Source organism: Streptomyces sp. NPDC006925 (assembly GCF_042869575.1).
Classification (GTDB): domain Bacteria; phylum Actinomycetota; class Actinomycetes; order Streptomycetales; family Streptomycetaceae; genus Streptomyces.
This window is the reverse complement of record NZ_JBIAGB010000009.1, coordinates 19,422-42,201: the sequence shown is the minus strand read 5'-3', so window position 1 is coordinate 42,201 and position 22,780 is coordinate 19,422. Positions and strand designations below refer to the sequence as shown.

Sequence of the window (22,780 nt, the reverse complement as noted above, 5' to 3'; positions counted from 1 at the left end):
CCGGGGCCGCTCGCCTCGCCGCCGGGCCGGGCGGCCGCGCAGTGGGGGGGGGGGCCCCCCCGCGGGGGGGCCCCCCCCCTCCCGCCGCCCTCGGCGGGCGGTACTGCCTGCGTGCGGCTCGGACTCAGAAGTCCATGCCGCCCATGCCACCGGCGGCAGCCGCGTCGGCGCCGGCGGCGGCCTTCTCCGGCTTGTCGGCGATGACGGCCTCGGTGGTGAGGAAGAGCGCCGCGATGGAGGCGGCGTTCTGCAGCGCGGAGCGCGTCACCTTGGCCGGGTCGAGGATGCCCTCGGCGATCATGTCGACGTACTCGCCGGTCGCCGCGTTCAGACCGTGGCCCGGGGTCAGGTTGCGCACCTTCTCCACGATGACGCCGCCCTCGAGGCCGGCGTTGACCGCGATCTGCTTGAGCGGGGCTTCCAGAGCCAGCTTGACGGCGGCGGCACCGGTGGCCTCGTCGCCCGCCAGGTCCAGCTTCTCGAAGACCGAGGAAGCCTGCAGCAGGGCGACGCCACCGCCGGCGACGATGCCCTCCTCGACGGCCGCCTTCGCGTTGCGGACGGCGTCCTCGATGCGGTGCTTGCGCTCCTTGAGCTCGACCTCGGTGGCGGCACCGGCCTTGATGACGGCCACGCCGCCGGCCAGCTTCGCCAGCCGCTCCTGGAGCTTCTCGCGGTCGTAGTCCGAGTCGCTGTTCTCGATCTCGGCGCGGATCTGGTTGACCCGGCCGGCGACCTGGTCGCTGTCGCCCGCACCGTCGACGATGGTGGTCTCGTCCTTGGTGATCTGGACCTTGCGCGCCCGGCCCAGCAGGTCGAGGCCCGCGTTCTCCAGCTTGAGGCCGACCTCCTCGGAGATGACCTGACCGCCGGTGAGGATGGCGATGTCGTTGAGCATCGCCTTGCGGCGGTCGCCGAAGCCCGGAGCCTTGACGGCGACGGACTTGAAGGTGCCGCGGATCTTGTTGACGACCAGCGTGGACAGGGCCTCGCCCTCGACGTCCTCCGCGATGATCAGCAGCGGCTTGCCCGACTGCATGACCTTCTCCAGCAGCGGAAGGAGGTCCTTCACGTTGCTGATCTTGGAGTTGACGATGAGGATGTAGGGGTCCTCGAGCTCCGCCTCCATGCGCTCCATGTCGGTGGCGAAGTAGGCGGAGATGTACCCCTTGTCGAAGCGCATGCCCTCGGTGAGCTCCAGCTCGAGCCCGAAGGTCTGCGACTCCTCGACGGTGATGACGCCTTCCTTGCCGACCTTGTCCATGGCCTCGGCGATCAGCTCACCGATCTGGGTGTCGGCCGCGGAGATGGAGGCGGTGGAGGCGATCTGCTCCTTGGTCTCCACGTCCTTCGCCTGCTCCAGCAGAGCGGCGGAGACAGCCTCGGTGGCCTGCTCGATACCGCGCTTGAGGGCCATCGGGTTGGCACCCGCGGCGACGTTGCGCAGACCCTCGCGGACGAGCGCCTGGGCGAGCACGGTGGCGGTCGTCGTGCCGTCACCGGCGACGTCGTCCGTCTTCTTGGCGACCTCCTTGACCAGCTCGGCGCCGATCTTCTCGTAGGAGTCCTCGAGCTCGATCTCCTTGGCGATGGAGACACCGTCGTTGGTGATCGTGGGGGCGCCCCACTTCTTCTCCAGAACGACGTTGCGGCCCTTGGGGCCGAGCGTGACCTTGACGGCGTCGGCAAGCTGGTTCATGCCACGCTCAAGACCGCGCCGCGCCTCCTCGTCAAAGGCGATGATCTTGGCCATGTGGGTTGGTCCTCCCTGGCTTCCCCCATGCGTCGAGCGCAAGGGGAGGGTTGGATTTCTCCGGACCGCGTGGCGCCCGCGACGGACGGCCTGAGACCCGGTGGTTCCTTCCCCACCCGGCTGCGGCCTCACCGACCCGGTCCTTCTTTGTCACTCTCACTCGCAGAGTGCTAACCCAATGATTAGCACTCGGGCATGGAGAGTGCAAGCGACGGCGAAGCCGTCTCCGTGGGAGTGGTGGCTCGGTGGGGGCACCTCCCGGCCGGAGGCCGGGGGAGGGTGGGCACAGGCGACGGCGGGGGCCTCCGGCCGGGGCGGCGGAGTCGCTCCCGGCCGGAAAGCGGAACCCGAGAGCAGGCCCGGGGCCCGGGAGGCACGAGCTCAAGCGGATGGCGGACGACGGGCGACGGGCCACGGGCAGCAGACAGCAGACAGCAGAGAAGGGGCCGCACCCGAGGGTGCGGCCCCTTCTCCGCTGTGTCTGCAGCTCTGCGCAGTCCGGCGACACTCAGCCGGTCACGCGGACCATGTCCGCCTGCGGCCCCTTCTGACCCTGCGAAATCTCGAACTCGACCCGCTGCCCTTCGTCGAGAGTGCGGTAACCGTCCATCTGGATCGCGCTGTAGTGGACGAACACGTCCGCACCACCGTCGACCGCGATGAAGCCGTACCCCTTCTCCGCGTTGAACCACTTGACGGTGCCCTGAGCCATTCCTAACTCCCCTATTACTGGCCCTTGCGCGAGCCCGCACTTCGCGAACCCGGGTCAGACCTCACCCCCATGAGCAAGCGGGGGCGTGCGCCGGAACGCGTCGACCGCCGCTGAATGTATCTGCACGGACGCCCTGTGCAACAGGTCAATCGGACGAGAATTCTGGGCACGGCTGATCGGAAATAAGCCTCAACTGGTCCCGAAGCAGGGCAAGTCGGGCCAGACATTTGGAGTCTTCGCGACAATTGCCGTCCGGTTTTCGACCGTAACTTGTCCCGTTGTCGTCGCGGCGCTGTCCCGTCCTCGGCCGTGCCCGCCGCGGTCTGCGCGGCGGTCGGCGGGTGCCGGGTGGGGGAACTTCCGTCACTCTACCGCCTCCCGAAACACGGAATCGCCCCCTCCGATTCTCTTCGGAGGGGGCGACCCCACGGCGTAAGCCCTGCTGGCGAGCGGTGGTCCGGGACCCGGCGGGCCGGGGCTGGTCCGGCGGCGGAGGACCGGCCAGACCCGCCGCGCGTGCGACCGGTCAGCCGCCGGCGACCGCCGGAATGATGGAGACACCGGTGCCGTCCGGGGTGGGGGTCTGCAGCCCCTGTTCGAAGCGGACGTCGTCGTCGTTGACGTAGACGTTGACGAAGCGGCGCAGCTTCCCGGCGTCGTCCAGGACGCGGGCGGAGATGCCCGTGTGGTTCTTCTCCAGGTCCGCCAGCACCTCGGCGAGAGTCCCGCCCTCGGCGCTGACCTCGGCCTGACCGCCCGTGTAGGTGCGGAGGATGGTGGGGATCCGGACGTTGACGCTCATGTCGATCTTCCTCACGTGTAGGGGACGCGTCCCAGGGGCCCGCTCCGGCACTCCCGATGCGGAACACCGGGCAAACACCGGGGGGCGGATTTCAGCCGTTCGAGGCGCTGCGGGCCTGCGAAGCCCGCGGCCCCTCGAGGCGCCGCGGTGGCTCCCGGGGCGGCGCGCGCCCCGGGAGACCCCCGGTCAGGCCAGACCGGCCTCGCGGAAGGCGGCCAGGTTGGGGCGGATCACGGCGGTGGGCCGCGCCGTGGCGGCCACGGCGTCGAGGGTCTTGAGTCCGTCGCCGGTGTTCAGGACGACCGTCGTGAGCGTCGGGTCGATGGCACCGGACTCGATCAGCTTGCGGGTCACGCCCAGCGTGACACCCCCGGCCGTCTCCGCGAACACCCCTTCGGTCCGGGCGAGCAGCGCGATGGACTCCACGATCTCGGCGTCGTTCACGTCGTCGACGGCGCCGCCCGTGCGCGTGCAGATGTCGACCACGTACGGCCCGTCCGCCGGGTCCCCGATGGCCAGGGACTTGGCGATGGTGTCCGGCTGCTTGACCGGGCGCACGGCACCGGTGCCGTCCTTGTACGCGCGGGACACCGGCGAGCAGCCCTCGGCCTGCGCGGCGTAGATGCGGTACGGCTTGTCCTCGACGAGCCCGAGCCGGATCAGCTCCCGCAGCCCCTTGTCGATCTTCACGAGCTGGCAGCCGGAGGCGACGGGGATGACGAGCTGGTCGGGCAGCCGCCAGCCGAGCTGCTCGCAGATCTCGTACGCCAGCGACTTCGATCCCTCGGCGTAGAACGGCCGCAGGTTGACGTTCGTGAAGCCCCACCCCTCGCCCAGCGGGTCGCCGATCAGCTCGGAGCAGAAGCGGTTCACGTCGTCGTAGGTGCCGTCGATCGCGACGAGTTCGCCCCCGTAGATCGCGGCCATCACCACCTTGGACTGCTCCAGCCCGTCCGGGATGAACACGCACGAGCGCAGTCCGGCCCGGGCGGCGGCGGCACCCACCGCGCCGGCCAGGTTGCCGGTCGAGGAGCAGGAGAGGGTGGTGAACCCGAAGGCGCGCGCTGCCTCCAGGGCGATGGCGACCGGGCGGTCCTTGAAGGAGTGGGTCGGATTGCCGGAGTCGTCCTTGACGTAGAGCCCGCCGGTCACGCCCAGTTCGGCGGCGAGCCGGTCGGCCTTCACCAGCTGGGTGAGACCGGGGTTCAGGTTCGGCCTCTCGGCGACGTCGGCAGGCACCGGCAGCAGCGGCGCGTAGCGCCACATCGAGGCGGGCCCGGCGGCGATGCGCCGCCGCAGCTCCTCCGGGTCGCCGGAGGGGAGCTCGTAGGCCACTTCCAGCGGGCCGAAACACTCCAGGCACACGAAGCTGGGGCCCAGCTCGGTGCGGGTGCCGCACTCACGGCAGGAGAGGGCCACTGCGGCACCGAGGTCGTAGGGGGTGCTGCCGGCGGTGCCGGTGGAGGTGGTGCTGTTCGCTGCAACTGTCTGCACAGCCATGGAGGCGAGGCCCTTTCTCCTCATCTTCCCCGTGGCGTATCTCGTCACGGGCCGGAATTGGCACCGTCCCCACGAGGCGGTCTCGCCTTTGAGTCCGCGTACGCGCGGATCGCGGGATGGTTGCCGGGGCTTCAACGGGCCGTTCCCTCTGCCCCTCTGGATGAGCTGCACTATGGCTACGGGCGGCCGACAGCCGCCCGGGCGTTTGTGTCGCGGCGACCCCGAGATGCGGAGGTCACCTGCGTTGTTCAAGACTGTAACCGACGGCGGTCACGCTTGAGGGGGACGTCCGAACCGCGAGATGGATCTTCCACTGCTCGTCCTCCCCGGTCCGGGGCGGCAACGGTACCGCCGGGCGCTCCTCGGCCCGCCCCCGGACCCGACCGACCGGCCCGACCACCCGACCACAGATCCGACCGGACCGGCTACAGATCCGATCGGACCGACCACAGATCCGACCGGACCGACTACAGGAAGGCGCGCACGTGCTCGACGAAGTGGGCCGCTGGCTGCGGCGCCGTTCCTGGCGCGTCGCGGACCGGCCGCTGGAGGACCTGCTGGCGGCGAAGCGCCGCACCGGCACCACCGTCAGCGTGGTGCTGCCCGCGCTAGACGAGGAGGCCACCGTCGGCGACATCGTCTCGGTGATACGCCGCGGGCTGGCCACTCCGCACCCCGGCACCGGGACCGCGCTGGTGGACGAGCTGATCGTGATGAACTCCGGCTCCACCGACCGGACCGCCGAGGTCGCCGCGGCCGCCGGGGCCGAGGTGGTCCACCGGGACGAGGTGCTGCCCAGGCTGCCGCCCCGCCCCGGCAAGGGCGAGGTGCTGTGGCGTTCCCTGCTGGCGACCAGCGGCGACATCGTCTGTTTCGTCGACGCCGACCTGCGCGAGTTCTCGCCGGACTTCGTCACCGGCATCGTCGGGCCGCTGCTGACCGAACCGGACGTGCACCTGGTCAAGGCGATGTACGACCGTCCGCTGCGGGACAACCCGGCGGGCGGCGGGCGGGTGACCGAACTGGTGGCGCGTCCGCTGCTGAATCTGCACTGGCCCCTGCTGGCCGGCCTCGTCCAGCCGCTGGGCGGCGAGTACGCGGCACGCCGTTCGCTGCTGGAGCGGCTGCCGTTCCCGGTGGGCTACGGGGTGGAGCTGGCGCTGCTGGTCGACACCCTGGAGCTGGTGGGGCTGGACGCGCTGGCCCAGGTCGACGTGGGGGTCCGGCTGCACCGCAACCAGGACGGGCAGGCGCTCGGCCGGATGGCGACCGCCATCCACGCGGCGGCCGAGCGCCGCATCGCCCGGGGCCCGGCGACGGTGGACGGCACGCGCGGCGCGATCGAGGCGCTGTCGGGCGGCACGGCGCTGACCCAGTTCGAGCGGGACGGGACGGGGTGCTTCGTCCCCCGCGGCCACCTGGTGGACGTCGAGGAGCGCCCTCCCATGTGCACCGTGCCCGAGTACGGGCAGCGGATGGCGGCATGAGCGGCCCGGAGGTACCCCTGTCCGTGTTCGGGGGCCGACGGGCACGTTTGAGCGGTTTCGGCGGTGGCTAGGCTCAGCGGCATGGTCGCTGGAGGAACACCGCCCGGAGCAGCACCGCGGGGAGCAGCATCCCAGGGAGCTGGGGAAGCGCCCGGGGCGCGGCAGGCCGGGGGAGGCTCGGCGCGGGTGCTGGTGGCGTCCAACCGCGGCCCGGTGTCCTACACGCGCGCGGAGGACGGCACGCTCTCCGCCAGGCGCGGCGGCGGCGGGCTGGTCTCCGGACTCTCGGCCATCGGCCCGGAGGCGGACGCGCTGTGGGTGTGCGCCGCGCTCGGCGACGGCGACCGCGAGGCGGCCAGGTCGGCGCGGGGACGGCTGGACCCGGGGGACACCGGCGGGCAGCCGGTGCGGATGCTGGACATCCCGGCCGACACCTTCGAGGCGGCCTACCACGGCATCGCCAACTCCGTACTGTGGTTCACCCATCACATGCTGTACCACACGCCGCTGGAGCCCGCCTTCGACGAGGACTTCAGCGGCCAGTGGGCCGGTTACGAGGCGTACAACGCCGCTTTCGCGGACGCGCTGGCGCGGGAGGCCGACGACGGTGCCGCCGTCCTGGTGCAGGACTACCACCTCGCGCTGGTCCCCGGGATGCTCCGCGCACGCCGCCCCGACCTGCGGATCGGCCACTTCTCCCACACGCCGTGGGCGCCCGCCGACTACTTCCGGCTGCTCCCGGACGACGTCGCCGCGCAGCTGCTGCGCGGCATGCTCGGCGCCGACCGCACCGCGTTCCTGACCGCGCGCTGGGCCCGGCTGTTCGCCGAGTGCTGTGCGCGGGTGCTGGGTGCCACGGTGGAGGGCGGCGGCTTCCCGGGGGCGGACGCCTCGCGCCGCGGCTCCGTACCGCAGGACGCCTCAGCGGAGGACTCCGCACCGGAGGACTTCTCGCTGACGGTGACCTACGAGGGCCGTACGACGCGGATCGGGGTGCATCCGCTGGGTGCGGACGGCGACTTCCTGCGCGAGCGGGCGCACCGGAGTGACGTCGCCGACCGGCTGGCGCAGTTGCGCGATCAGGTGGGCACGGACCCCGAGGGGGCACCGCGCCGGGTCCTGGTCCGGGTGGACCGCACCGAGCTGTCCAAGAACATCGTCCGGGGCCTGTACGCCTACCGGCGGCTGCTGGCCGACCACCCCGAGTGGCGCGAGCGCGTCGTCCACCTCGCGTTCGCCTACCCCTCGCGGCAGGACCTCGCCGTCTACCGGGACTACACGGCCGAGGTGGGCCGGGTCGCCGAGGAGATCAACCGGGAGTTCGGCACCGGCGGCTGGACGCCGGTCGTGCTGCATGTGAAGGACGACTTCGCGAGGTCGCTGGCCGCCTACCGGATGGCGGACGTCGCGCTGGTGAACCCGGTACGGGACGGGATGAACCTGGTGGCCAAGGAGGTCCCCGTGGTCTCGGACGCCGGCTGCGCGCTGGTGCTCTCCCGGGAGGCGGGCGCCCACGAGGAACTGGCGCCGGACGTGCTGTCCGTGAACCCGTTCGACGTGCGGGAGACGGCGGCCGCCCTGCGCACCGCGCTGGAGGCGGACCCGGCCGACCGCGCGGAGCGGACCCGCCGACTGGCCGCGACGGCCACCTCCCGGCCACCGGCCCGCTGGTTCCTCGACCAGTTGGAGGCGCTGCCCGGCTGACCCCGCCCGGGTCCCGCTCGCCCCGGGCCCGCCCGGGGCCGCCGCCGGGCGGTGGCAGCCGGGCGGTGTCCGCGGGTCAGTGCGGCGGCTGGATCCCGTCCGCCAACGCCCGCAGCCAGGCCACCAGTCCGGCCGGGCCCGGAACCCGGACGTCCGCACCGTCGCGGAGTTCCGGAACCGCCTCGGCCGCCGCCTCGGGAGCGCTGTAGAGCAGCAGTCCCGGTACGCCCTCGGCGCGCAGGGCCGCGACGGCGGCGTAGGCGGGCAGGTCGCCGCGGTCGTCACCGGCGTAGACGACGGCGGTGGCGGACCGCTCGCGGACGAAGCCGGTGAGGGCTGCGCCCTTGTCGGCGCCCGGCGGCCGGAGTTCGAGCACCATGCGGCCCGGCTCCACCACGAGTCCGTGCCGTTCGGCCAGCGCGTACAGCGGCTCCCGCAGCCGGTCGAGGGCCTCGTCGGGCGAGGCGGCGCGCCGGGTGTGCACGGCGAGCGCCCGGCCCTTGTCCTCCGTCCAGGTGCCCTCCGGTGCTTCGGACTCCCGCAGCAGCCCGGGGAGTTCGGCCCGTACCGCGGCCACTCCGGCGGGTGGTTCGGGGGCGCGGACGACCGGGTCCGCCGCGTCCCACCGTTCGGCCCCGTAGCCGCCCAGGACGGTGAGCCCCTCCAGCCCGGCGGCGCCGTCGAGGCCGCCGTACCGTACGGCTTCCGCCGCCGGGCGGCCGGTGATCACGGCGACACCGGCCAGCCGCGGGGCGAGCCGCGCCAGCGCGGGGACCGCCTCGGGGTGCGCCCGGGCCTCCCGCGGATCGCCGACGATGGGCGCGAGGGTGCCGTCGAAGTCGAGTGCGAGCACGGTGCGCGCGGGGTCGGCGCGGACGGCGGCGAGCCCGGCGCGCCCCGCCTCCGTCTCGGATTCGGGCAGCGGCGGATGCGCGGAAGGCGGCGGAAGCGACATGTTCGCACCCTAGCGAGCGGGCGGGTGCCGGGCCCGAGGGTCCGGCGGAATGTGCGGTTCTAGTGGGTGCGGTCCCGGGCGGCCTGCCGGAGGCGCCGCAGGCGGTTGACCGTCACCGGAGCGTGCCGGGCCGCGCGGGGGTCGTCGAGCAGCGCGTTGAGGTACTGGTAGTAGCGCACGGGCGACATGCCCAACTGCTCCCGGACGGCGCGCTCCTTCTCGCCGGAGGAGGGCCAGCCGCGGGCCGCGAAGGCGAGCACCGCGCGGTCCTCCGCGGAGAGGTCGCCCGCTGCCGGGTGCGCCGCGCCGTCGGGACCGTCCCCGGCCGCGTCCGCGGTAGCGTCGGCAGGCCGGTCCGGCGTACCGGACGCGTCCGTCCCGCCGTCCGCGCCGCCGCTGTCCCGCACGTCCTCCGTACCGCTCACGCTTCCACCGTACGTGCCGGGGCAGCCGCCGCGGCCGCGCGGGAGGGGCGCTCGGCGTCAGCGGGGGCCGCCCGGCGCAGAGAGAGCGGCGCCTCGGCACCCGCAGCCGCGCTCGGCGTCAGGAGGGCTTCGCCTCCTCCTCGGCTTCCGCCTTGCGCTGGAGTTCGGTGAGCACGGCCTTCGGGTCGCCGCCCTTGACGGCGGCCTGCCCGATGGATTTCTTGATGGTCGCGTTGGTACTCGCCCAGGAGACCTTGCCCACCGGGTAGAACTCGGCGCCGGCGAGCTGGTCGAGGAAGGGCCAGAGCTTCTTCTGCTCCTTGTCCTTGCGCATCTTCTCGGAGGCGCTGGTGGTGACGGGCAGCAGTCCGTACTGGGACACGAAGGAGTAGTGGTTCTTCGTCTCGAAGACGAAGGCGAGGAACTTGCCGCACGCTTCGCGGTGGCCGTTCTTCTTGAACGCCATCATCCAGTCGGCGACGCCCAGGGTGCCCTCGGCGGGGCCCTTGCTGCCGGGCAGCTTGCCGGTGCCGTAGGAGATGTCCTTCTTGTCGGCCTGCTGCATCAGGGTGGGGTGCCCGTTGAGGATGCCGACGTCGCCCTCGGTGAACGCGTCGAACAGCTTCTGCCGGTCGGTGCGCTGGGGGCTGGGTTCGGTGTAGCCGGGCGTGACGAGGTTGTCGCGCAGCCACTGGAACGTCTGGATGTTCTCGGGGGAGTTGATGGTGTAGTTGCCCACGCTGTCGACGTAGGCGCCGCCGTTGCCGAGCATCCACATCAGGGACTCGCCCTGCGCCTCCTCGGGGCCGAGCGGCAGGCCGTAGGGGATCCGCACCCCGGCGGACTTCAGGGCGCGGGCCGCCGACTTGAGCTCCTGCCAGCTCTCCGGCGGCTTCTCGGGGTCGAGTCCGGCCTTCTCGAAGAGGTCCTTGTTGTAGAAGAGCACCCGGGTGCTGGCGACGAACGGCAGTCCGTACTGGACGCGGCGCACCTCACCGGCCTCGGCGAGCGAAACGAGGAACTCGGCCTGCGCGGGGATCGGGAGCAGCTCGCTGACCTTGTAGAGCTTTCCCTCGTCGGCCCAGTCGGCGTACGAGTCGACCTGGGCGATGTCCGGCGGGTCGCCCTTGTCGACCATGTCGGTGAGCTTCTTGCCGATGTCGTTCCAACTGTGCACGGTGACGTCGACCGTGATGTCGGGGTTCTTCTTGGTGAAGGCGTCGGCGAGCTTCTGCCAGTAGATCTTGGAGCTGTTCTCGGCGCCGGGGTTCCCGTAGTCGGCGGCGACGAGCTTCAGCGTCACCTCGCTCGATCCCGGGCCGCCGCCGCAGCCGGACAGTGCGGTCATGCCGGCCGCCCCGGCCACACCGGTCGCGGCCATACCCAGGAATCGACGCCGTTCCATCTTCTTCATACCCCTCAGCCCTGCGAACCCTCAGAACATACTGCGAGCCCCTTGAGTGCCTTTGCTCCCCCCTGGCACCACCAGCCCCGGCCCGTCCGCCCGGAGTCTCCCTCCATGAGGGCCCGAGCGTCCACCGAAACCGGATACCAGTACGGAATCAGGTTGGCTTCCATTCGGATCACGAAAGAAGTCCGGATACGGACGAACCGCTCGCCGTGCCGCGCGGAACGGCCGGCGACAGGAAGAAGCCCCCGGAGTGGACTAGACCTTTACACTCCTCACGCGGGACACTGTCCCGCGTGAGTACCCGTGACAAGGCCCCCAGCACGTCCGCCGCGGCAGCCGACGCCTCCCGGACGCAGACCGGGGAAGCGCCCCCCGTGCAGTACGTCGTCGCTCTCGACGTCGGCGGCACCGGGATGAAGGCCGCCCTCATCGGCACCGGCAACGAACTGCTGCACGAGGCGCGTCGGGCCACCGGCCGGGACCGCGGCCCCGAAGCAGTGGTGGCGGGAATCCTCGACTTCGCCGCCGAACTGCGCGCCGAGGGCGTACGGCAGTACGGCACCGAACCGTCCGCCGCGGGCGTCGCCGTCCCCGGCACCATCGACGAGGAGCACGGCATCGCCGTCTTCTCCGCGAACCTCGGCTGGCGCGACGTGCCGATGCGCGCGCTGCTCGGTGAACGGCTCGGCCGGGGCCGGGACACCCGACTGCCGCCGCTGCCGGTCGCGCTCGGCCACGACGTGCGCACCGGCGGGCTCGCGGAGGGCCGCATCGGCGCCGGGGACGGCGTGGACCGCTACCTCTTCCTCCCGCTGGGCACCGGCATCGCGGGCGCCATCGGCATCGGGGACCGGGTCGAACCCGGGGCGCACGGCAGCGCGGGCGAGATCGGCCACATCGTCGTACGGCCCGACGGCCCGCCCTGCGGCTGCGGCCAGCGCGGCTGCCTGGAACGCCTCGCCTCGGCGTCCGCGGTCGGCGCGGCCTGGGCGGCTGCCTGCGGCGACCCGGAGGCGACAGCCGCCGACGCCGCCGCAGCCGTGGCCGCGGGCGACCCGCGCGCCCAGCGGGTGTGGGCCGACGCCGTCGACGCGCTGGCCACCGGCCTGGTCACGGGACTCACCCTGCTCGACCCCCGCACACTGATCATCGGCGGCGGCCTCGCCGAGGCGGGCGACACCCTCTTCGTTCCGCTCCGGGAGGCGGTGCGCGAGAAGGTCACATTCCAGCCACTCCCGACCATTGTGCCCGCGGCCCTCGGAGACGCCGCGGGCTGCCTGGGCGCGGGTCTCCTCGCCTGGGACCTACTCTCCGCGGAGGTTGCGAGCCGATGAGCAAGCGAACGGTGCTGACCGGTGCCCGGGTGGTGGTACCCGAAGGGGTACGCGAGAACGGCAGCGTGGTGGTCGAGGGCCGCACCCTCGCCGGCGTCGGCCCCGGAGGGCCCGCCGGTGCGGGCGCGCCGGGCACGCCCGCACCGGACGCGGAGACGCTCGACCTGAGCGGGCACTGGATCGTGCCCGGCTTCGTCGACCTCCATGTGCACGGCGGCGGCGGCGCCTCCTTCTCGGCGGCCAGCCACGAGGAGTCGCTGACCGTCATCCGGACCCACCGCGCACACGGCACCACCACCATGGCGGCCTCCACGGTCACCGGGGACCTGGACGACCTGTCCCGGCAGGCGGCCTCGCTGAGCGAACTCGCCGAACAGGGCGACCTGGCCGGCGTCCACTTCGAGGGCCCCTTCATCTCCTGCAACCGACGCGGGGCGCACGACGAGTCCCTGCTGCGCGACCCGGAACCCGGCGAGGTGCGCAAGCTCCTGGACGCGGCACGCGGCCGGACCGTGATGATGACGCTCGCCCCCGAACGCCCCGGCGGTCTGGACTCGGTGCGGCTGCTCGCCGACAGCGGCGTGATCGCCGCGATCGGGCACACCGACGGCGACTACGAGGGCACCCGCCAGGCCGTCGACGCGGGCGCCACCGTCGCCACCCACCTGTTCAACGCCATGCCTCCGCTGGGCCACCGGCAGCCGGGACCGATCGCCGCGCTGCTGGAGGACGACCGCGTCACCGTCGAACTGATCAACGACGGCACCCATCTGCACCCCGCCGTGCTGGGACTGGCGTTCGAGGCCGCGGGCCCTGACCGGGTCGCCTTCATCACCGACGCGATGGGCGCGGCGGGCATGGGCGACGGCCGCTACCCGCTCGGCGGTCTGGAGGTCGAGGTGCGTGACGGCGTGGCCCGACTGGTGGAGGGCGACTCCATCGCCGGTTCCACCCTGACGCTCGATCAAGCATTCAAGCGCGCGGTCACCGTCGACCGGCTGCCGGTCGCCGACACCGTCAAGGCCCTGTCGGCCAACCCGGCGCGGCTGCTGGGGGTGTCCGACCGGGTGGGCTCGCTGGAGCCCGGGAAGCTGGCCGATCTGGTGGTGCTGGACGAGGAGTTCACCCTGACCGGAGTCATGCGCCAGGGCTCCTGGATCGTCCGCCCGCCCCACTGAGCCGAACCGCGCGTCGCCCCGCGCGGGTTCCCGGGGACATCTCCCGCTCATAAGCTGGGTGAGGCATGATCGCTCGCGCGGTCGCGGCAGGCCGCGGGCCGCGCAGGGCCCGCGCGTGCCGCGCCCGGCGGAAGTGTCGTCTGCCGTGGGTTGTATGTCATGAATCGTCGTTGGACGGGTGAGGATGGTGCGCGCGGATGATCCTGACCGTCACGCTCAATGCCGCGCTCGACCTCACCTACCGAGTGCCCCACCTCGTCCCGCACGCCTCGCACCGGGTGCGGGAGGTGACCGAGCGCCCCGGCGGCAAGGGGCTGAACGTCGCCCGGGTGCTCGGGGCGCTCGGGTTCCGGACAACCGTCACCGGCTTCGTCGGCGGTGAGACGGGCCGCACGCTGCGGGCCCTGCTCGCCGCGGACGACGACCACGGAAGCGGCGGAATCGGCGGGGGCAGCGGAGTCGGCGAAAGCGGGGGAAGCGCCGCTGTCACCGACGCACTGGTCGAGGTCGCCGGGCCCACCCGGCGCACCGTCGGCGTCGTCGACGAGAGCACCGGCGACACCACCCAGCTCAACGAGCCCGGACCGCACATCTCGCCGGAGGAGTGGGAGGGCTTCCTGGCCACCTACCGCGGCCTGCTGGAACAGGGCGTCGAGGCGACGGCCCTGTGCGGCAGCCTGCCGCCGGGCGTCCCCGTCGGCGCCTACGCGACACTCGTGCGCGAGGCGCGTGCGGCCGGGGTCCCGGTCCTGCTCGACACCAGCGGGGAACCGCTGCGCCGCGGCCTGGCCGCCCGCCCCGACCTCGTCAAACCCAACGCGGACGAACTCGCCGGGATCACCGGCACCGCCGAACCGCTGCGCGCCGCGCGCGCCGCCCGGCGCCGCGGCGCCCGCGCGGTGGCGGCCTCGCTGGGGGCCGACGGGATGCTGCTGGTCACCCAGGACGGCGCCTGGAGCGCCGCCGTCCCGGAACGGCTGGCGGGCAACCCGACCGGCGCCGGGGACTCGGCGGTCGCCGGTCTGCTCTCCGGCCTGGCCGAGGACCTGCCCTGGCCGGAGCGACTGGCCCGGGCGGTCGCCCTGTCGGCGGCGACGGTGCGCGCCCCGGTGGCGGGCGAGTTCGACGAGCGGACCTATGCACGGATGCTGCCCTCGGTCCGGGTCCGCGGCGCGGAGACCGCCTGACAGACGGCCCGCTCGCTCCCCGCGTACGCCCGGCCGCCCGGCCCGCGTGCGGCGCCGGGCGGTACGCGCCTGGCGCCCTTTGCCGTTCCGGCCCCGGTAGGTCGGCCGCCGGTCCGGCCCGGGAACATCAGCTGCCGGTCCGGCCCGGCAACGTCAGCCGCCGGTCCTTGTCCGGTGCGTCAGCCGGCGGTCCGCACCCGGTGCGTCAGCCCTTCCAGCCCTTGGTCAGCCAGACCTGGTCCAGGTTGACCTCGCACGTGTTGCCGTCCTCGCAGGAGATCTTGACCGAGTTCTGGCCCTTCTGGAGCTGGATGTTCGACCAGGTGTTCTGCCAGCCGTGCTCCCAGTCGCCTTCCTCGGCGCCGGAGAAGTTCTTCATCCGCAGCGGCCGGCTCTCCGGCTTGCCGTTGACGGTGAGGGTGGCGTCCGCGTCCTTGCCGGGCACGCCGTAGCGGACGTGCAGGGTGTACTTGCCGCCCTCGGGGATGTTCTTCAGCGCCCAGGTCGCCGAGGAGCCGGGCTGGTTCATCCCGCCGACGTACGCGCCGCCCTGGCCCTTCGCACCCGACACGTCGGTCGCCGCCGTGGCGCCGCCGCCGAGCCGGAGGCTGGCCGCGTCCTCCTTCGGCAGCTTCTTCGACGCGGGTTCCTGGTCCTTCTCGTCCTTGCCGCCCTCGTCCTGGCCCTGGTCCTGCTCGTCCTGCTGCGAGCTGCCGGTGTCCCGGGCCTGCGGCTCGTCGGCGTCACCGTCGTCGTTGAAGACGATGGCGGCGCCGATGCCGATCACCACGGCCGCCACCACCGCTATCGCCCCGACCAGCAGGCCGGTCCGGTTGCGCCCGCCGCGGCCGGGGCCGCCCTGCTGCCGCGCCGCGGCCCGTCCGCCGGGCACCGTCTCGGGCGCGGCATAGTGCGGGCTGGGCTGGTGCTGCGGGGGCGGTGGCGGCTGCGAAGCGCCGTATCCGGGCTGCTGGGGATAGCCGTAGCCGGACTGCTGCTGCGGGTAGCCGTAGCCAGAGCCCTGCTGCGGGTAGCCGTAACCGGAGCCCTGCTGCTGCGGCTGTTGCGTCTGCTGCGGGTAGCCGTAGCCGTACTGCCGCTCGCCGACGGCACGGACCTGGTTGTAGGAGCGACGGGGAACGCCGGGCTGCTGTCCGGGCGCGGGCTGCTGGGCGCCGCCCTCCTGCCGGTACAGATACGCGAACGGGTCGTCGTCGCCCCCCTCCGGCGCAGCACCCGTGCCGTTGTTCTCGGCGGTCATCCCCTCACTCCCTACTGCGTCAGGTATCCGGGCGAGCCTACCTCTCCTGGGTGAACCTCTTGGCCCTGTTGCCGACCGATCGCCGACCGATTGTCCCGGGCTTGCCTAGCCCGCCCGGCGCTGTCCCTTGGACCGGGACCGCTTCTCCACATACATGCGCTGGTCAGCGGATTGCAGGACTTCTTCGGCCGTCATTCCGCAGCCTGCCCAGCCGATGCCGAAGCTTGCGCCTACCCGCACCGCCCGGCCGTCAATCTGGATCGGCGGGATGATCGCGTTCCGCAGCCGCACCGCCAGGTCCTGCGCCTCGGCCGGGCCCAGCCCGTCGGCCAGCACCACGAACTCGTCGCCGCCCAGCCGGGCGACCGTGTCGTCGTCCCGGACCCCCGCCTCCAGGCGGCGGGCCACGGCGATGAGCACGCCGTCCCCGCAGTGATGGCCGTAGCGGTCGTTGATGGACTTGAAACCGTCCAGATCGCAGAAGAGGACGGCGAGCCCCTTCTCACCGGGCCCGTCGCCCTTCGGCGGCACCGCGTGCACATGGTGCGGATCCGCTCCCCCGTCCGCGCCGGACCCGCCGAATCCGCCGGCACCCGGGGAGCCGGGCGGACCGCCGGGTGCCACAGCGGTCGCGTACGGAGCGGGGGCCTGCCGGCTGCCCGCGGAGTGCGGGCCGGTGCCGGGTTCCGCCCCGGCGCCGGGTATCCCTCCCAGACCCTCCAGGTCCCAGAAACCACCCCCCTGCCCGTACAGCTGGCCGGACCCGCCCTCCGCGTACCCGGAGGGGCCCGCGCCGGGCAGGGCGCTGGACTGGACCGCCGGCCTGTCCGGCCGCGCACACAGCCTGCTGCCCAGCCGGGCGCGCAGCTCGGCGCTGTTCGGCAGCCCGGTCAGCTGGTCGTGGCTGGCGCGATGGGCGAGCTGGAGCTCGTGCCGCTTGCGCTCCTCGATGTCCTCGACGTGGGTGAGCAGGTAGCGCGGCCCGTCGGCGGTGTCGGCGACCACGGAGTTGCGCAGCGAGACCCAGACGTAGCTGCCGTCCCGGCGCGCCAGCCGCAGCTCGGCCCGGCCGCCCTCGGCCGAGGTGCGCAGCAGGGTGCGGATGTCCTCGGGGTGGACCAGGTCGGAGAAGGAGTAGCGGCGCATCGCGGCCGCCGGGCGGCCCAGCAGCCGGCACAGCGCGTCGTTGATCCGCAGCAGCCGCCCGTGCTGGTCCCCGCCCATCTCGGCGACCGCCATCCCGCTGGGCGCGTACTCGAACGCCTGCCGGAAGCTTTCCTCACTGGCCCGCAGCGCCTGCTGCTCGCGCTCCAGCCGCACCAGCGCACGCTGCATGTTCGACCGCAGCCGGGCGTTGCTGAGGGCGATGGCGGCCTGGGAGGCGTACATCTGCAGCGCCTCGCAGCCCCACGCGCCGGGGCGTCGGCCGTTGCGCGGGCGGTCGACGGACAGCACCCCCAGCAGCTCGCCGTCGGAGGCGTACAGCGGCGCGAAGAGGCGGTCCATGGGGTGCCAGGCGTCCGGGGTGTCCCGCACCGGCGACGGGGCGTGCCACTCCGGCACCTCGTCGTCGTCCAGGACCCAGCCCTCGGTGTACGGGACGAAGTGCAGCGCCCCCCACTGCTGGCCCAACGACAGCCGCCGCTCCCAGGCGGCGCGCGACCCCGAGCGGCCCGCCATCATCGCCTCGGCCGCGGCGCTCCCGGCGACGGCGGCCACGACCAGTTCACCCTCGGCCCGCACCAGGTGGACGGCGGCTATCTCGAAGCCGAGGCCCTCGACCACCCCGTTGGCGACCGTCTGCAGGGTGTCGGCGAGGCTGCGCGCTGTGTTGAGCTGCGCCACGACGTGGTGGAGCTGCCGCAGGCTGGCGAGGCGGACGTAGGGCTCCGACTCGGTTTCCATAGCCCTCCCCCTGAGCCTTGCTCGTCAACTCCAGGTGCTCGTGGCGTCGCTTCCGGGCCTCACTGACTCAGTGCTTCGGCTGTCTTTCGGCTGCCACCGCCACTGAATCACAGCGAGCTGTTCACTCGGTACACAGGGTCAACAATTAATGCCCTCTGTGACTCAAGTCACAACAGTCCGCGATTAGTTGATTGCGCAACGTGTACCCCGGCAGGACAGCGGTATACGCCGCGTACATCTCGTGCAAATTCCCCGCATACTCCGGACGGCCTCGGCCGGGCCTCGTACCCGCCTGGTCCCCGAGTCCGATGCGGGGTCGGGAGAGCGCCCGTTAGCGTAGCCGACGTGTCCCACGCAGTGCAGCAGCAAACGACCCCCGTGCCCCCGGGCCTCGCCATGCCCCATGCTGATGGGGTGAGCGACGAGGAGTTCCGCGCGGCAATGGCCCGGCTCGCGGCCGGGGTGGTGCTCGTCACCGCACACGACCCCGAGGAGGGCGTGCGCGGTGAGGACGTCGGCATGACCGCCACCGCGTTCCTGTCCGTCTCCCTCGACCCGCCCCTGGTACTGGTCAGCGTGCGCGAGGACTCCCGGATGGACGAACTGCTCTCCCGCCAGAACCACTGGGCCGTCTCCCTGCTCACCGAGGCCCAGCACCAGACCGCCGGTCGCTTCGCAATGAAGGCGCGGCTCAGCGACCGGCTCCTCTTCCAGGAGCTCCCCCACACCCGCGGCTCCGTCAGCGACGCACCCCTGGTAGACGGCGCGCTGGCGGCCGTCGAGTGCCGCACCGAGCAGCGGGTCGCCGCGGGCGACCACACCCTGGTCATCGGGCGCGTCCTGGCCACGCGGCTCACCCACGGGGAGAGCGGGCCGCTGCTCTACCACAGCGGGCGGTACCGGTCCCTGCGCTGATCCGCGGTCGCGGGGCCCGGGGACGGGACCGGACGGTCGCGAGGTCCGGAGGACGGGCCCTCGGGCGGCGTCCGGGGGACGGGCCCTGGAGCGGACTCTGGGTGCGCGCCGGGATCGGCCCTCGGCGACCAGTACGCGGCCGCGGGGCCCGTCCCGGCTCACGGCATCCCGGGCCGCCGCCCGGACTCGCGCGCCGGCGTTCCCCGGCGGCGGCCTGATGCCGCCGCCGGATTATCACGCAGTGATTTCCGCGCCGCGTCCCCGGCGGAGGTCCTGTCAGTCCCAGCCGCGTCCCGTCCGGCCCCGCTTCAGGTCACTGCGCTGCTTCTTCTGACGCAGCCTGCGCTCATTGATCCCGCGGGGCGTCTTCTTCTTGCGCCGCGGCGGCGGAGGGGGCGCCGTGGCCTCCGCGAGCAGCGCCGCCATCCGCACGGCCGCCGTCTCCCGGTTGCGCCACTGCGAACGGTGCTCGCTCGCCCGCACGACCAGCACCGCACCGTCCACCAGCCGGTTCGCCAGCCGCTCCAGCGCACGGCGCTTCCATACCTCGGGCAGCGCCTGGGTGTGCGCCAGGTCGAAGCGCAGCTCCGCCTGGCTGTCGCTGGTGTTCACATGCTGGCCGCCCGGCCCCGACGAGCGGGTGAAGCGCCACGTCAGCTCGGCCTCGGGCAGGGCGACGTCGCCGCGGATGAAGTGGGGACCGGACATGGTCTCCATGGTCCGGCCTCCGGGCGCGGCCGTCATCCGCTTTTCCGGACACCCGCGCCGGCGCCGCGCCTGGCCCTGCTCCGCGCGCCGTCCGCTCGGCTCGGACACCGCCGGGCCACTGCCCGGATCGCGCGGGCGGAACCGCGAAGGTAAAGAACGCAAAGTGGACCCGGAAAGCTGGAACCCGTCCGTCCTCCGGCTGCGTTGTGCAGAGTGTGAGGCGTACGGCCGCGGACCCCGGTGAGGTTCCGTTCCGGCGCCGGTGATTCCCTCGGAGTCACCACCAGAGCCAGACACGACAGAAGGGCACCCCATGGCTGTAAGCCTGTCCAAGGGCGGCAACGTCTCGCTCACCAAGGAGGCACCGGGCCTGAGCGCCGTCACGGTCGGCCTCGGCTGGGACGTGCGCACCACCACCGGTACGGACTTCGACCTCGACGCGAGCGCCATCGCGGTGACCGCCGAGGGCAAGGTCTATTCCGACCAGCACTTCATCTTCTTCAACAACAAGGCGACGCCGGACCAGTCGATCGTCCACACCGGGGACAACGTCACCGGTGAGGGCGAGGGCGACGACGAGCAGATCAACGTCAACCTGGCCGCGCTGCCCGCCGAGATCGACAAGATCGTCTTCCCGGTCTCGATCTACGACGCGGAGAGCCGCAGCCAGAACTTCGGCCAGGTGCGGAACGCCTTCATCCGTATCGTCAACCAGGCCGGCGGCACCGAGATCGCCCGCTACGACCTGAGCGAGGACGCCGCCACCGAGACCGCCATGGTCTTCGGCGAGCTGTACCGCAACGGCGCGGAGTGGAAGTTCCGCGCCGTCGGCCAGGGCTACGCCTCCGGCCTCGTCGGCATCGCCCAGGACTTCGGCGTCAACGTCTGAGACCGGCGGACCGCCGCCCGGCCTCGGGCCCTCCGGGCCCCGGGCCCACCCGGCGGACACCGGCCGGACACCGGCACCACCCGGGCACCGGCGGGGGGGGGGGGGGGGGGGGGGGGGGGGGGGGGGGGGGGGGGGGCGGCCCCGCGCGGGGGGGGGGGGGGCCCCGGCGGCCGCCCCCCCCCCCGCCCGCGCCCCCCCCCCCCCGCCCCCCCCCCCCCCCCCCCCCCCCACGCCCGTACCCGGCCGTGCAGGGGCCCGTCGGCACCCGGCCGAACAGCCCGACCGGAACCGCCCGACCGGAACCGCGCGGCGCCGCGATCCCGACGGGCGTGACACCATCGCGCCGTGCTCGACATCGGCTACGCCCTCTCCCGCCGCTTCCCCGACCCGCCCCAGACGGACTACCGCACCGCCGACGTGCGGACCCTGCGGCACGATCTGTTCTGCGGCGACATCTACCTCGCCGACACCGACACCGACACCGACACCGACACCGATCGCGAACTGTCCACAGCCTGGGGATGGGTGCAGGTGCTCGACTTCGCCTGGGCGCTCTGCGACATCGTCGAGGAACTGGACCGCGACCCGCTGGGGAGCCGCTCCCCGGGCCCGCACCACGCGGCCCTGGACTTCACCGAGTCCGCGGAACTGCTGCGCTTCACCCGCCGGTTCGGCTGGGTGGAGATCACCGCCGACTGGTCGCCGGACGCTGAGGAACCGCTCTCCTTCTCCCATGGCGCCCTGCGCCGGGAGGCCCGCGACTTCCTGCACGACCTCGTCGCGGACCTCACGGACCTGCACGAGGACCTGACCGCCAACCCGGCCGTCCACGTTCTGACCTCCCGCTTCCCCCGGATGCCCTGACTCCGGTGCCCGCGTGCCGGGCTCTCGCCGCCGCGGCCTCAAGGCTCCACCCGCACTCCGATCTGCGCCGCGAACGCGGGGGCCAGCTCCATCAGCTGCCCCGGGTCGATGGTGGCGCCGGCCAGCCGGTCCAGGCCCGAGGCGATGTCCAGTTCGGTCGCTCCCCGCAGATCCACGTCCTTGAGCCGCACCTCGCGCAGCTCGGCCCGGCGCACCGTGCAGTCGCGGAAGGCCACGCGCTCCAGCGCGGCACCCGCGAAGTCCGGCTCGTCCAGCACACAGCCCTCGAACGTCACATCGGTGAGCGACGCCTGCCGGAGGTTCAGGAAATCGATCTTCCCACCGGACACCAGCACCCGGTTCCACCGCGCCCCGTGCAGCCGGACACCGCCCAGCCGCGCATCCCGCAGCTCCACGTCGCGGAACTCGGCGCCCGCCAGCTCCGTACCGACGCCCCGGACTCCCTCCAGCACCGAGTCGACCACCCGGAGCCGCCCCAGCCGGGCCTCGTCCAGCACGCACCGGTACATCCCCACGTCCAGGAACGTCGCACCGCCGCCCTCGGTCCCGCTCAGGTCCAGTTCCTCGAACCGCACCCCGTCGTAGTCCCCGTCGGGCTCCAGCCCCCGCCCCTCGAAGGGCCGCAGCTCGGGAAGGGAGATCTGCGGGCGCCGCGCCGCCCGTACTGCCGATGTCGCCATCCCCTCATGGTGCGGCCGACCACTGACAACGGCGGCACCGACGGCGCGTCGACGGCGGCGGCGGGCCGGCGGCACACCCGCACCGCCCGGACCGGCTGCGCGGGACCCGCACGGAAAGTGGTCCTGGTCCCATAACCGGCATCCGGACCCCGCCACCCGGCCCACTGGCCTAGCGTTCTTCCCATGACCACCAGGACCGGGAACCGGAAGCGATGGCTCATCGCGGCGGCCCTGCTGTGCGCCCTGGCCGTGACCGCGGCCGCCGTGGTGCTGATCCGGCAGTACCAGCAGGATCGGGCGTCGAAACCCTTCGTCGTCCCCGAGGGATGGCGCGCCACCCAGGTGTACACGGCGGCCGACAAGGCGCTCTCCGTGCCCGAGGGCACGACGCGCAAGGCCGCCGAGCGCGCCGCCCGCGCGGGCGAGCTCCCCCTCCCCGCCGCGGCGAAGCACAACCCCGAGGGGTACCTCTACCCCGCCACCTATCCGGTGCGCGCCAAGACGACACCGACCGCGCTGCTCACCTTCATGGCCGAGACGGCGAAGGAGCGGCACGCGGCGGCGGGCGTGGGCGACTACGACACTCTCGTCATCGCCAGCCTGCTCCAGGCAGAGGCCGACACCCCCGAGGACATGGCAAAGGTCGCCCGCGTCATAGACAACCGCCTCAAGCGCGACATGCCGCTGCAGATGGACTCGACCATCAACTACGCCCTCGGCCGCTCCACCCTCGACACCAGCCACGCCGACACCCGCCTCGACTCCCCCTACAACACCTATCGCCACAAGGGCCTGCCTCCGTCCCCCATCAACAACCCGGGCCCCGAGGCCCTCGAAGCGGCCCAGCACCCCACCCCCGGCGACTGGCTCTACTTCGTCACCGTGAAACCGGGCGACACCCGCTTCACGGACGACTACGCGCAGCACGAGAAATGGGTGGAGGAGTTCAACACCGAACAGGCGGGCGGCGCCTGAGCCGAAACCCGACGCTGACCCCTGACGCCACTCGGCATCGGGACCGAGGCCGGTGCCGACATCTGCGGCCGGGACCGACACCGGGGCCGGGAACGGACCCGGCGACGCGAGTGG

The 22,780-nt window shown here is 72.9% G+C and carries 20 protein-coding genes and 1 riboswitch; of the genes, 9 read left to right on the top strand and 11 right to left on the bottom strand.

The window, feature by feature from the left end; genetic code table 11:
• Positions 1 to 124: 124 nt before the first annotated feature.
• From groL to thrC, 4 genes are all read right to left on the bottom strand, one after another.
• Positions 125 to 1,753, bottom strand: coding sequence for a chaperonin GroEL (groL, locus tag ACFYNS_RS14760; RefSeq protein WP_019355143.1), 1,629 nt, complete (start codon positions 1,751 to 1,753; stop codon positions 125 to 127).
• A gap of 508 nt (positions 1,754 to 2,261) precedes the next feature.
• Positions 2,262 to 2,465, bottom strand: coding sequence for a cold-shock protein (locus tag ACFYNS_RS14755; RefSeq protein ID WP_016472377.1), 204 nt, complete (start codon positions 2,463 to 2,465; stop codon positions 2,262 to 2,264).
• A gap of 526 nt (positions 2,466 to 2,991) precedes the next feature.
• On the bottom strand, positions 2,992 to 3,267 hold the full coding sequence (locus ACFYNS_RS14750) for a MoaD/ThiS family protein (protein WP_019355144.1): 276 nt from the start codon (positions 3,265 to 3,267) through the stop codon (positions 2,992 to 2,994).
• Between the two features lie 186 nt (positions 3,268 to 3,453).
• Positions 3,454 to 4,767, bottom strand: a complete 1,314-nt coding sequence (gene thrC / locus ACFYNS_RS14745) for a threonine synthase (protein WP_360301113.1) — start codon at positions 4,765 to 4,767, stop codon at positions 3,454 to 3,456.
• A 17-nt stretch (positions 4,768 to 4,784) separates the two neighbouring features.
• Positions 4,785 to 4,934, bottom strand: a riboswitch (SAM riboswitch).
• A 318-nt stretch (positions 4,935 to 5,252) separates the two neighbouring features.
• Between thrC and ACFYNS_RS14740 the strand changes: the two genes are divergently transcribed.
• Positions 5,253 to 6,254: a glucosyl-3-phosphoglycerate synthase gene (locus ACFYNS_RS14740; RefSeq protein ID WP_360301110.1), complete on the top strand. Its 1,002-nt coding sequence runs from the start codon at positions 5,253 to 5,255 to the stop codon at positions 6,252 to 6,254.
• A gap of 81 nt (positions 6,255 to 6,335) precedes the next feature.
• A complete protein-coding gene (locus tag ACFYNS_RS14735) occupies positions 6,336 to 7,958 on the top strand; it encodes a trehalose-6-phosphate synthase (RefSeq protein WP_388603023.1) in 1,623 nt (540 codons plus the stop codon).
• Positions 7,959 to 8,034: 76 nt separating this feature from the next.
• On the opposite strand, the gene otsB is transcribed toward ACFYNS_RS14735, so the two are convergent.
• From otsB to ACFYNS_RS14720, 3 genes are all read right to left on the bottom strand, one after another.
• A complete protein-coding gene (otsB, locus tag ACFYNS_RS14730; RefSeq protein WP_388603021.1) occupies positions 8,035 to 8,913 on the bottom strand; it encodes a trehalose-phosphatase in 879 nt (292 codons plus the stop codon).
• Between the two features lie 59 nt (positions 8,914 to 8,972).
• Positions 8,973 to 9,338 (bottom strand): DUF3263 domain-containing protein, encoded by a 366-nt coding sequence (locus tag ACFYNS_RS14725; protein ID WP_388603018.1) that lies wholly within the window; start codon positions 9,336 to 9,338, stop codon positions 8,973 to 8,975.
• 118 nt (positions 9,339 to 9,456) lie between these two features.
• A complete protein-coding gene (locus ACFYNS_RS14720) occupies positions 9,457 to 10,752 on the bottom strand; it encodes an extracellular solute-binding protein (RefSeq protein ID WP_388603015.1) in 1,296 nt (431 codons plus the stop codon).
• 371 nt (positions 10,753 to 11,123) lie between these two features.
• Here ACFYNS_RS14720 and ACFYNS_RS14715 point away from each other — a divergent pair, with 371 nt between their 5' ends.
• The 3 genes from ACFYNS_RS14715 (at position 11,124) to ACFYNS_RS14705 (ending at position 14,448) form a co-directional block, all read left to right on the top strand.
• Positions 11,124 to 12,083, top strand: coding sequence for an ROK family protein (locus ACFYNS_RS14715; RefSeq protein ID WP_388603263.1), 960 nt, complete (start codon positions 11,124 to 11,126; stop codon positions 12,081 to 12,083).
• Positions 12,080 to 13,261 (top strand): N-acetylglucosamine-6-phosphate deacetylase, encoded by a 1,182-nt coding sequence (nagA, locus tag ACFYNS_RS14710; protein WP_388603012.1) that lies wholly within the window; start codon positions 12,080 to 12,082, stop codon positions 13,259 to 13,261. Before ACFYNS_RS14715 ends, nagA begins: the two co-directional genes overlap by 4 nt.
• A 197-nt stretch (positions 13,262 to 13,458) precedes the next feature.
• Positions 13,459 to 14,448, top strand: coding sequence for a 1-phosphofructokinase family hexose kinase (locus tag ACFYNS_RS14705; RefSeq protein WP_388603010.1), 990 nt, complete (start codon positions 13,459 to 13,461; stop codon positions 14,446 to 14,448).
• Positions 14,449 to 14,653: 205 nt separating this feature from the next.
• Here ACFYNS_RS14705 and ACFYNS_RS14700 read toward each other — a convergent pair whose 3' ends face one another.
• Positions 14,654 to 15,709: a hypothetical protein gene (locus ACFYNS_RS14700; protein WP_360292644.1), complete on the bottom strand. Its 1,056-nt coding sequence runs from the start codon at positions 15,707 to 15,709 to the stop codon at positions 14,654 to 14,656.
• A 105-nt stretch (positions 15,710 to 15,814) separates the two neighbouring features.
• Entirely contained in the window at positions 15,815 to 17,614 is a 1,800-nt protein-coding gene (cdgB, locus tag ACFYNS_RS14695; RefSeq protein ID WP_360292641.1) for a diguanylate cyclase CdgB, read from the bottom strand.
• A 396-nt stretch (positions 17,615 to 18,010) separates the two neighbouring features.
• On the opposite strand from cdgB, the gene ACFYNS_RS14690 reads away from it, so the two are divergent.
• Positions 18,011 to 18,529: a flavin reductase family protein gene (locus ACFYNS_RS14690; protein WP_360292653.1), complete on the top strand. Its 519-nt coding sequence runs from the start codon at positions 18,011 to 18,013 to the stop codon at positions 18,527 to 18,529.
• A gap of 276 nt (positions 18,530 to 18,805) precedes the next feature.
• Here the strand turns inward: ACFYNS_RS14690 and arfB are convergent, their stop codons facing one another.
• Positions 18,806 to 19,246: an alternative ribosome rescue aminoacyl-tRNA hydrolase ArfB gene (arfB, locus tag ACFYNS_RS14685; RefSeq protein ID WP_388603007.1), complete on the bottom strand. Its 441-nt coding sequence runs from the start codon at positions 19,244 to 19,246 to the stop codon at positions 18,806 to 18,808.
• A gap of 304 nt (positions 19,247 to 19,550) precedes the next feature.
• On the opposite strand from arfB, the gene ACFYNS_RS14680 reads away from it, so the two are divergent.
• Both ACFYNS_RS14680 and ACFYNS_RS14675 read left to right on the top strand, forming a co-directional pair.
• Positions 19,551 to 20,126, top strand: coding sequence for a TerD family protein (locus ACFYNS_RS14680; protein ID WP_276476027.1), 576 nt, complete (start codon positions 19,551 to 19,553; stop codon positions 20,124 to 20,126).
• Between the two features lie 345 nt (positions 20,127 to 20,471).
• The gene (locus tag ACFYNS_RS14675; RefSeq protein WP_388603004.1) at positions 20,472 to 20,990 is read left to right on the top strand and encodes a hypothetical protein; all 519 of its coding nucleotides are present in this window, start codon (positions 20,472 to 20,474) and stop codon (positions 20,988 to 20,990) included.
• 38 nt (positions 20,991 to 21,028) lie between these two features.
• Here ACFYNS_RS14675 and ACFYNS_RS14670 read toward each other — a convergent pair whose 3' ends face one another.
• On the bottom strand, positions 21,029 to 21,691 hold the full coding sequence (locus tag ACFYNS_RS14670; RefSeq protein ID WP_360292632.1) for a pentapeptide repeat-containing protein: 663 nt from the start codon (positions 21,689 to 21,691) through the stop codon (positions 21,029 to 21,031).
• A 183-nt stretch (positions 21,692 to 21,874) separates the two neighbouring features.
• Between ACFYNS_RS14670 and mltG the strand changes: the two genes are divergently transcribed.
• Entirely contained in the window at positions 21,875 to 22,666 is a 792-nt protein-coding gene (gene mltG / locus ACFYNS_RS14665) for an endolytic transglycosylase MltG (RefSeq protein WP_360292629.1), read from the top strand.
• The last annotated feature ends 114 nt before the right edge of the window (positions 22,667 to 22,780 follow it).

What these genes read in the sequence shown, in the direction of transcription:
- ACFYNS_RS14750 (WP_019355144.1), bottom strand. Translation starts at nt 3,267, where the DNA reads ATGAGCGTCAACGTCCGGATCCCCACCATCCTCCGCACCTACACGGGC.
- nagA (WP_388603012.1), top strand. Translation starts at nt 12,080, where the DNA reads ATGAGCAAGCGAACGGTGCTGACCGGTGCCCGGGTGGTGGTACCCGAA.
- otsB (WP_388603021.1), bottom strand. Translation starts at nt 8,913, where the DNA reads ATGTCGCTTCCGCCGCCTTCCGCGCATCCGCCGCTGCCCGAATCCGAG.
- ACFYNS_RS14680 (WP_276476027.1), top strand. Translation starts at nt 19,551, where the DNA reads ATGGCTGTAAGCCTGTCCAAGGGCGGCAACGTCTCGCTCACCAAGGAG.
- ACFYNS_RS14690 (WP_360292653.1), top strand. Translation starts at nt 18,011, where the DNA reads ATGCCCCATGCTGATGGGGTGAGCGACGAGGAGTTCCGCGCGGCAATG.
- thrC (WP_360301113.1), bottom strand. Translation starts at nt 4,767, where the DNA reads ATGGCTGTGCAGACAGTTGCAGCGAACAGCACCACCTCCACCGGCACC.
- mltG (WP_360292629.1), top strand. Translation starts at nt 21,875, where the DNA reads ATGACCACCAGGACCGGGAACCGGAAGCGATGGCTCATCGCGGCGGCC.
- groL (WP_019355143.1), bottom strand. Translation starts at nt 1,753, where the DNA reads ATGGCCAAGATCATCGCCTTTGACGAGGAGGCGCGGCGCGGTCTTGAG.
- ACFYNS_RS14670 (WP_360292632.1), bottom strand. Translation starts at nt 21,691, where the DNA reads ATGGCGACATCGGCAGTACGGGCGGCGCGGCGCCCGCAGATCTCCCTT.
- ACFYNS_RS14720 (WP_388603015.1), bottom strand. Translation starts at nt 10,752, where the DNA reads ATGAAGAAGATGGAACGGCGTCGATTCCTGGGTATGGCCGCGACCGGT.
- ACFYNS_RS14700 (WP_360292644.1), bottom strand. Translation starts at nt 15,709, where the DNA reads ATGACCGCCGAGAACAACGGCACGGGTGCTGCGCCGGAGGGGGGCGAC.
- ACFYNS_RS14735 (WP_388603023.1), top strand. Translation starts at nt 6,336, where the DNA reads ATGGTCGCTGGAGGAACACCGCCCGGAGCAGCACCGCGGGGAGCAGCA.
- arfB (WP_388603007.1), bottom strand. Translation starts at nt 19,246, where the DNA reads ATGGAGACCATGTCCGGTCCCCACTTCATCCGCGGCGACGTCGCCCTG.
- cdgB (WP_360292641.1), bottom strand. Translation starts at nt 17,614, where the DNA reads ATGGAAACCGAGTCGGAGCCCTACGTCCGCCTCGCCAGCCTGCGGCAG.
- ACFYNS_RS14705 (WP_388603010.1), top strand. Translation starts at nt 13,459, where the DNA reads ATGATCCTGACCGTCACGCTCAATGCCGCGCTCGACCTCACCTACCGA.
- ACFYNS_RS14755 (WP_016472377.1), bottom strand. Translation starts at nt 2,465, where the DNA reads ATGGCTCAGGGCACCGTCAAGTGGTTCAACGCGGAGAAGGGGTACGGC.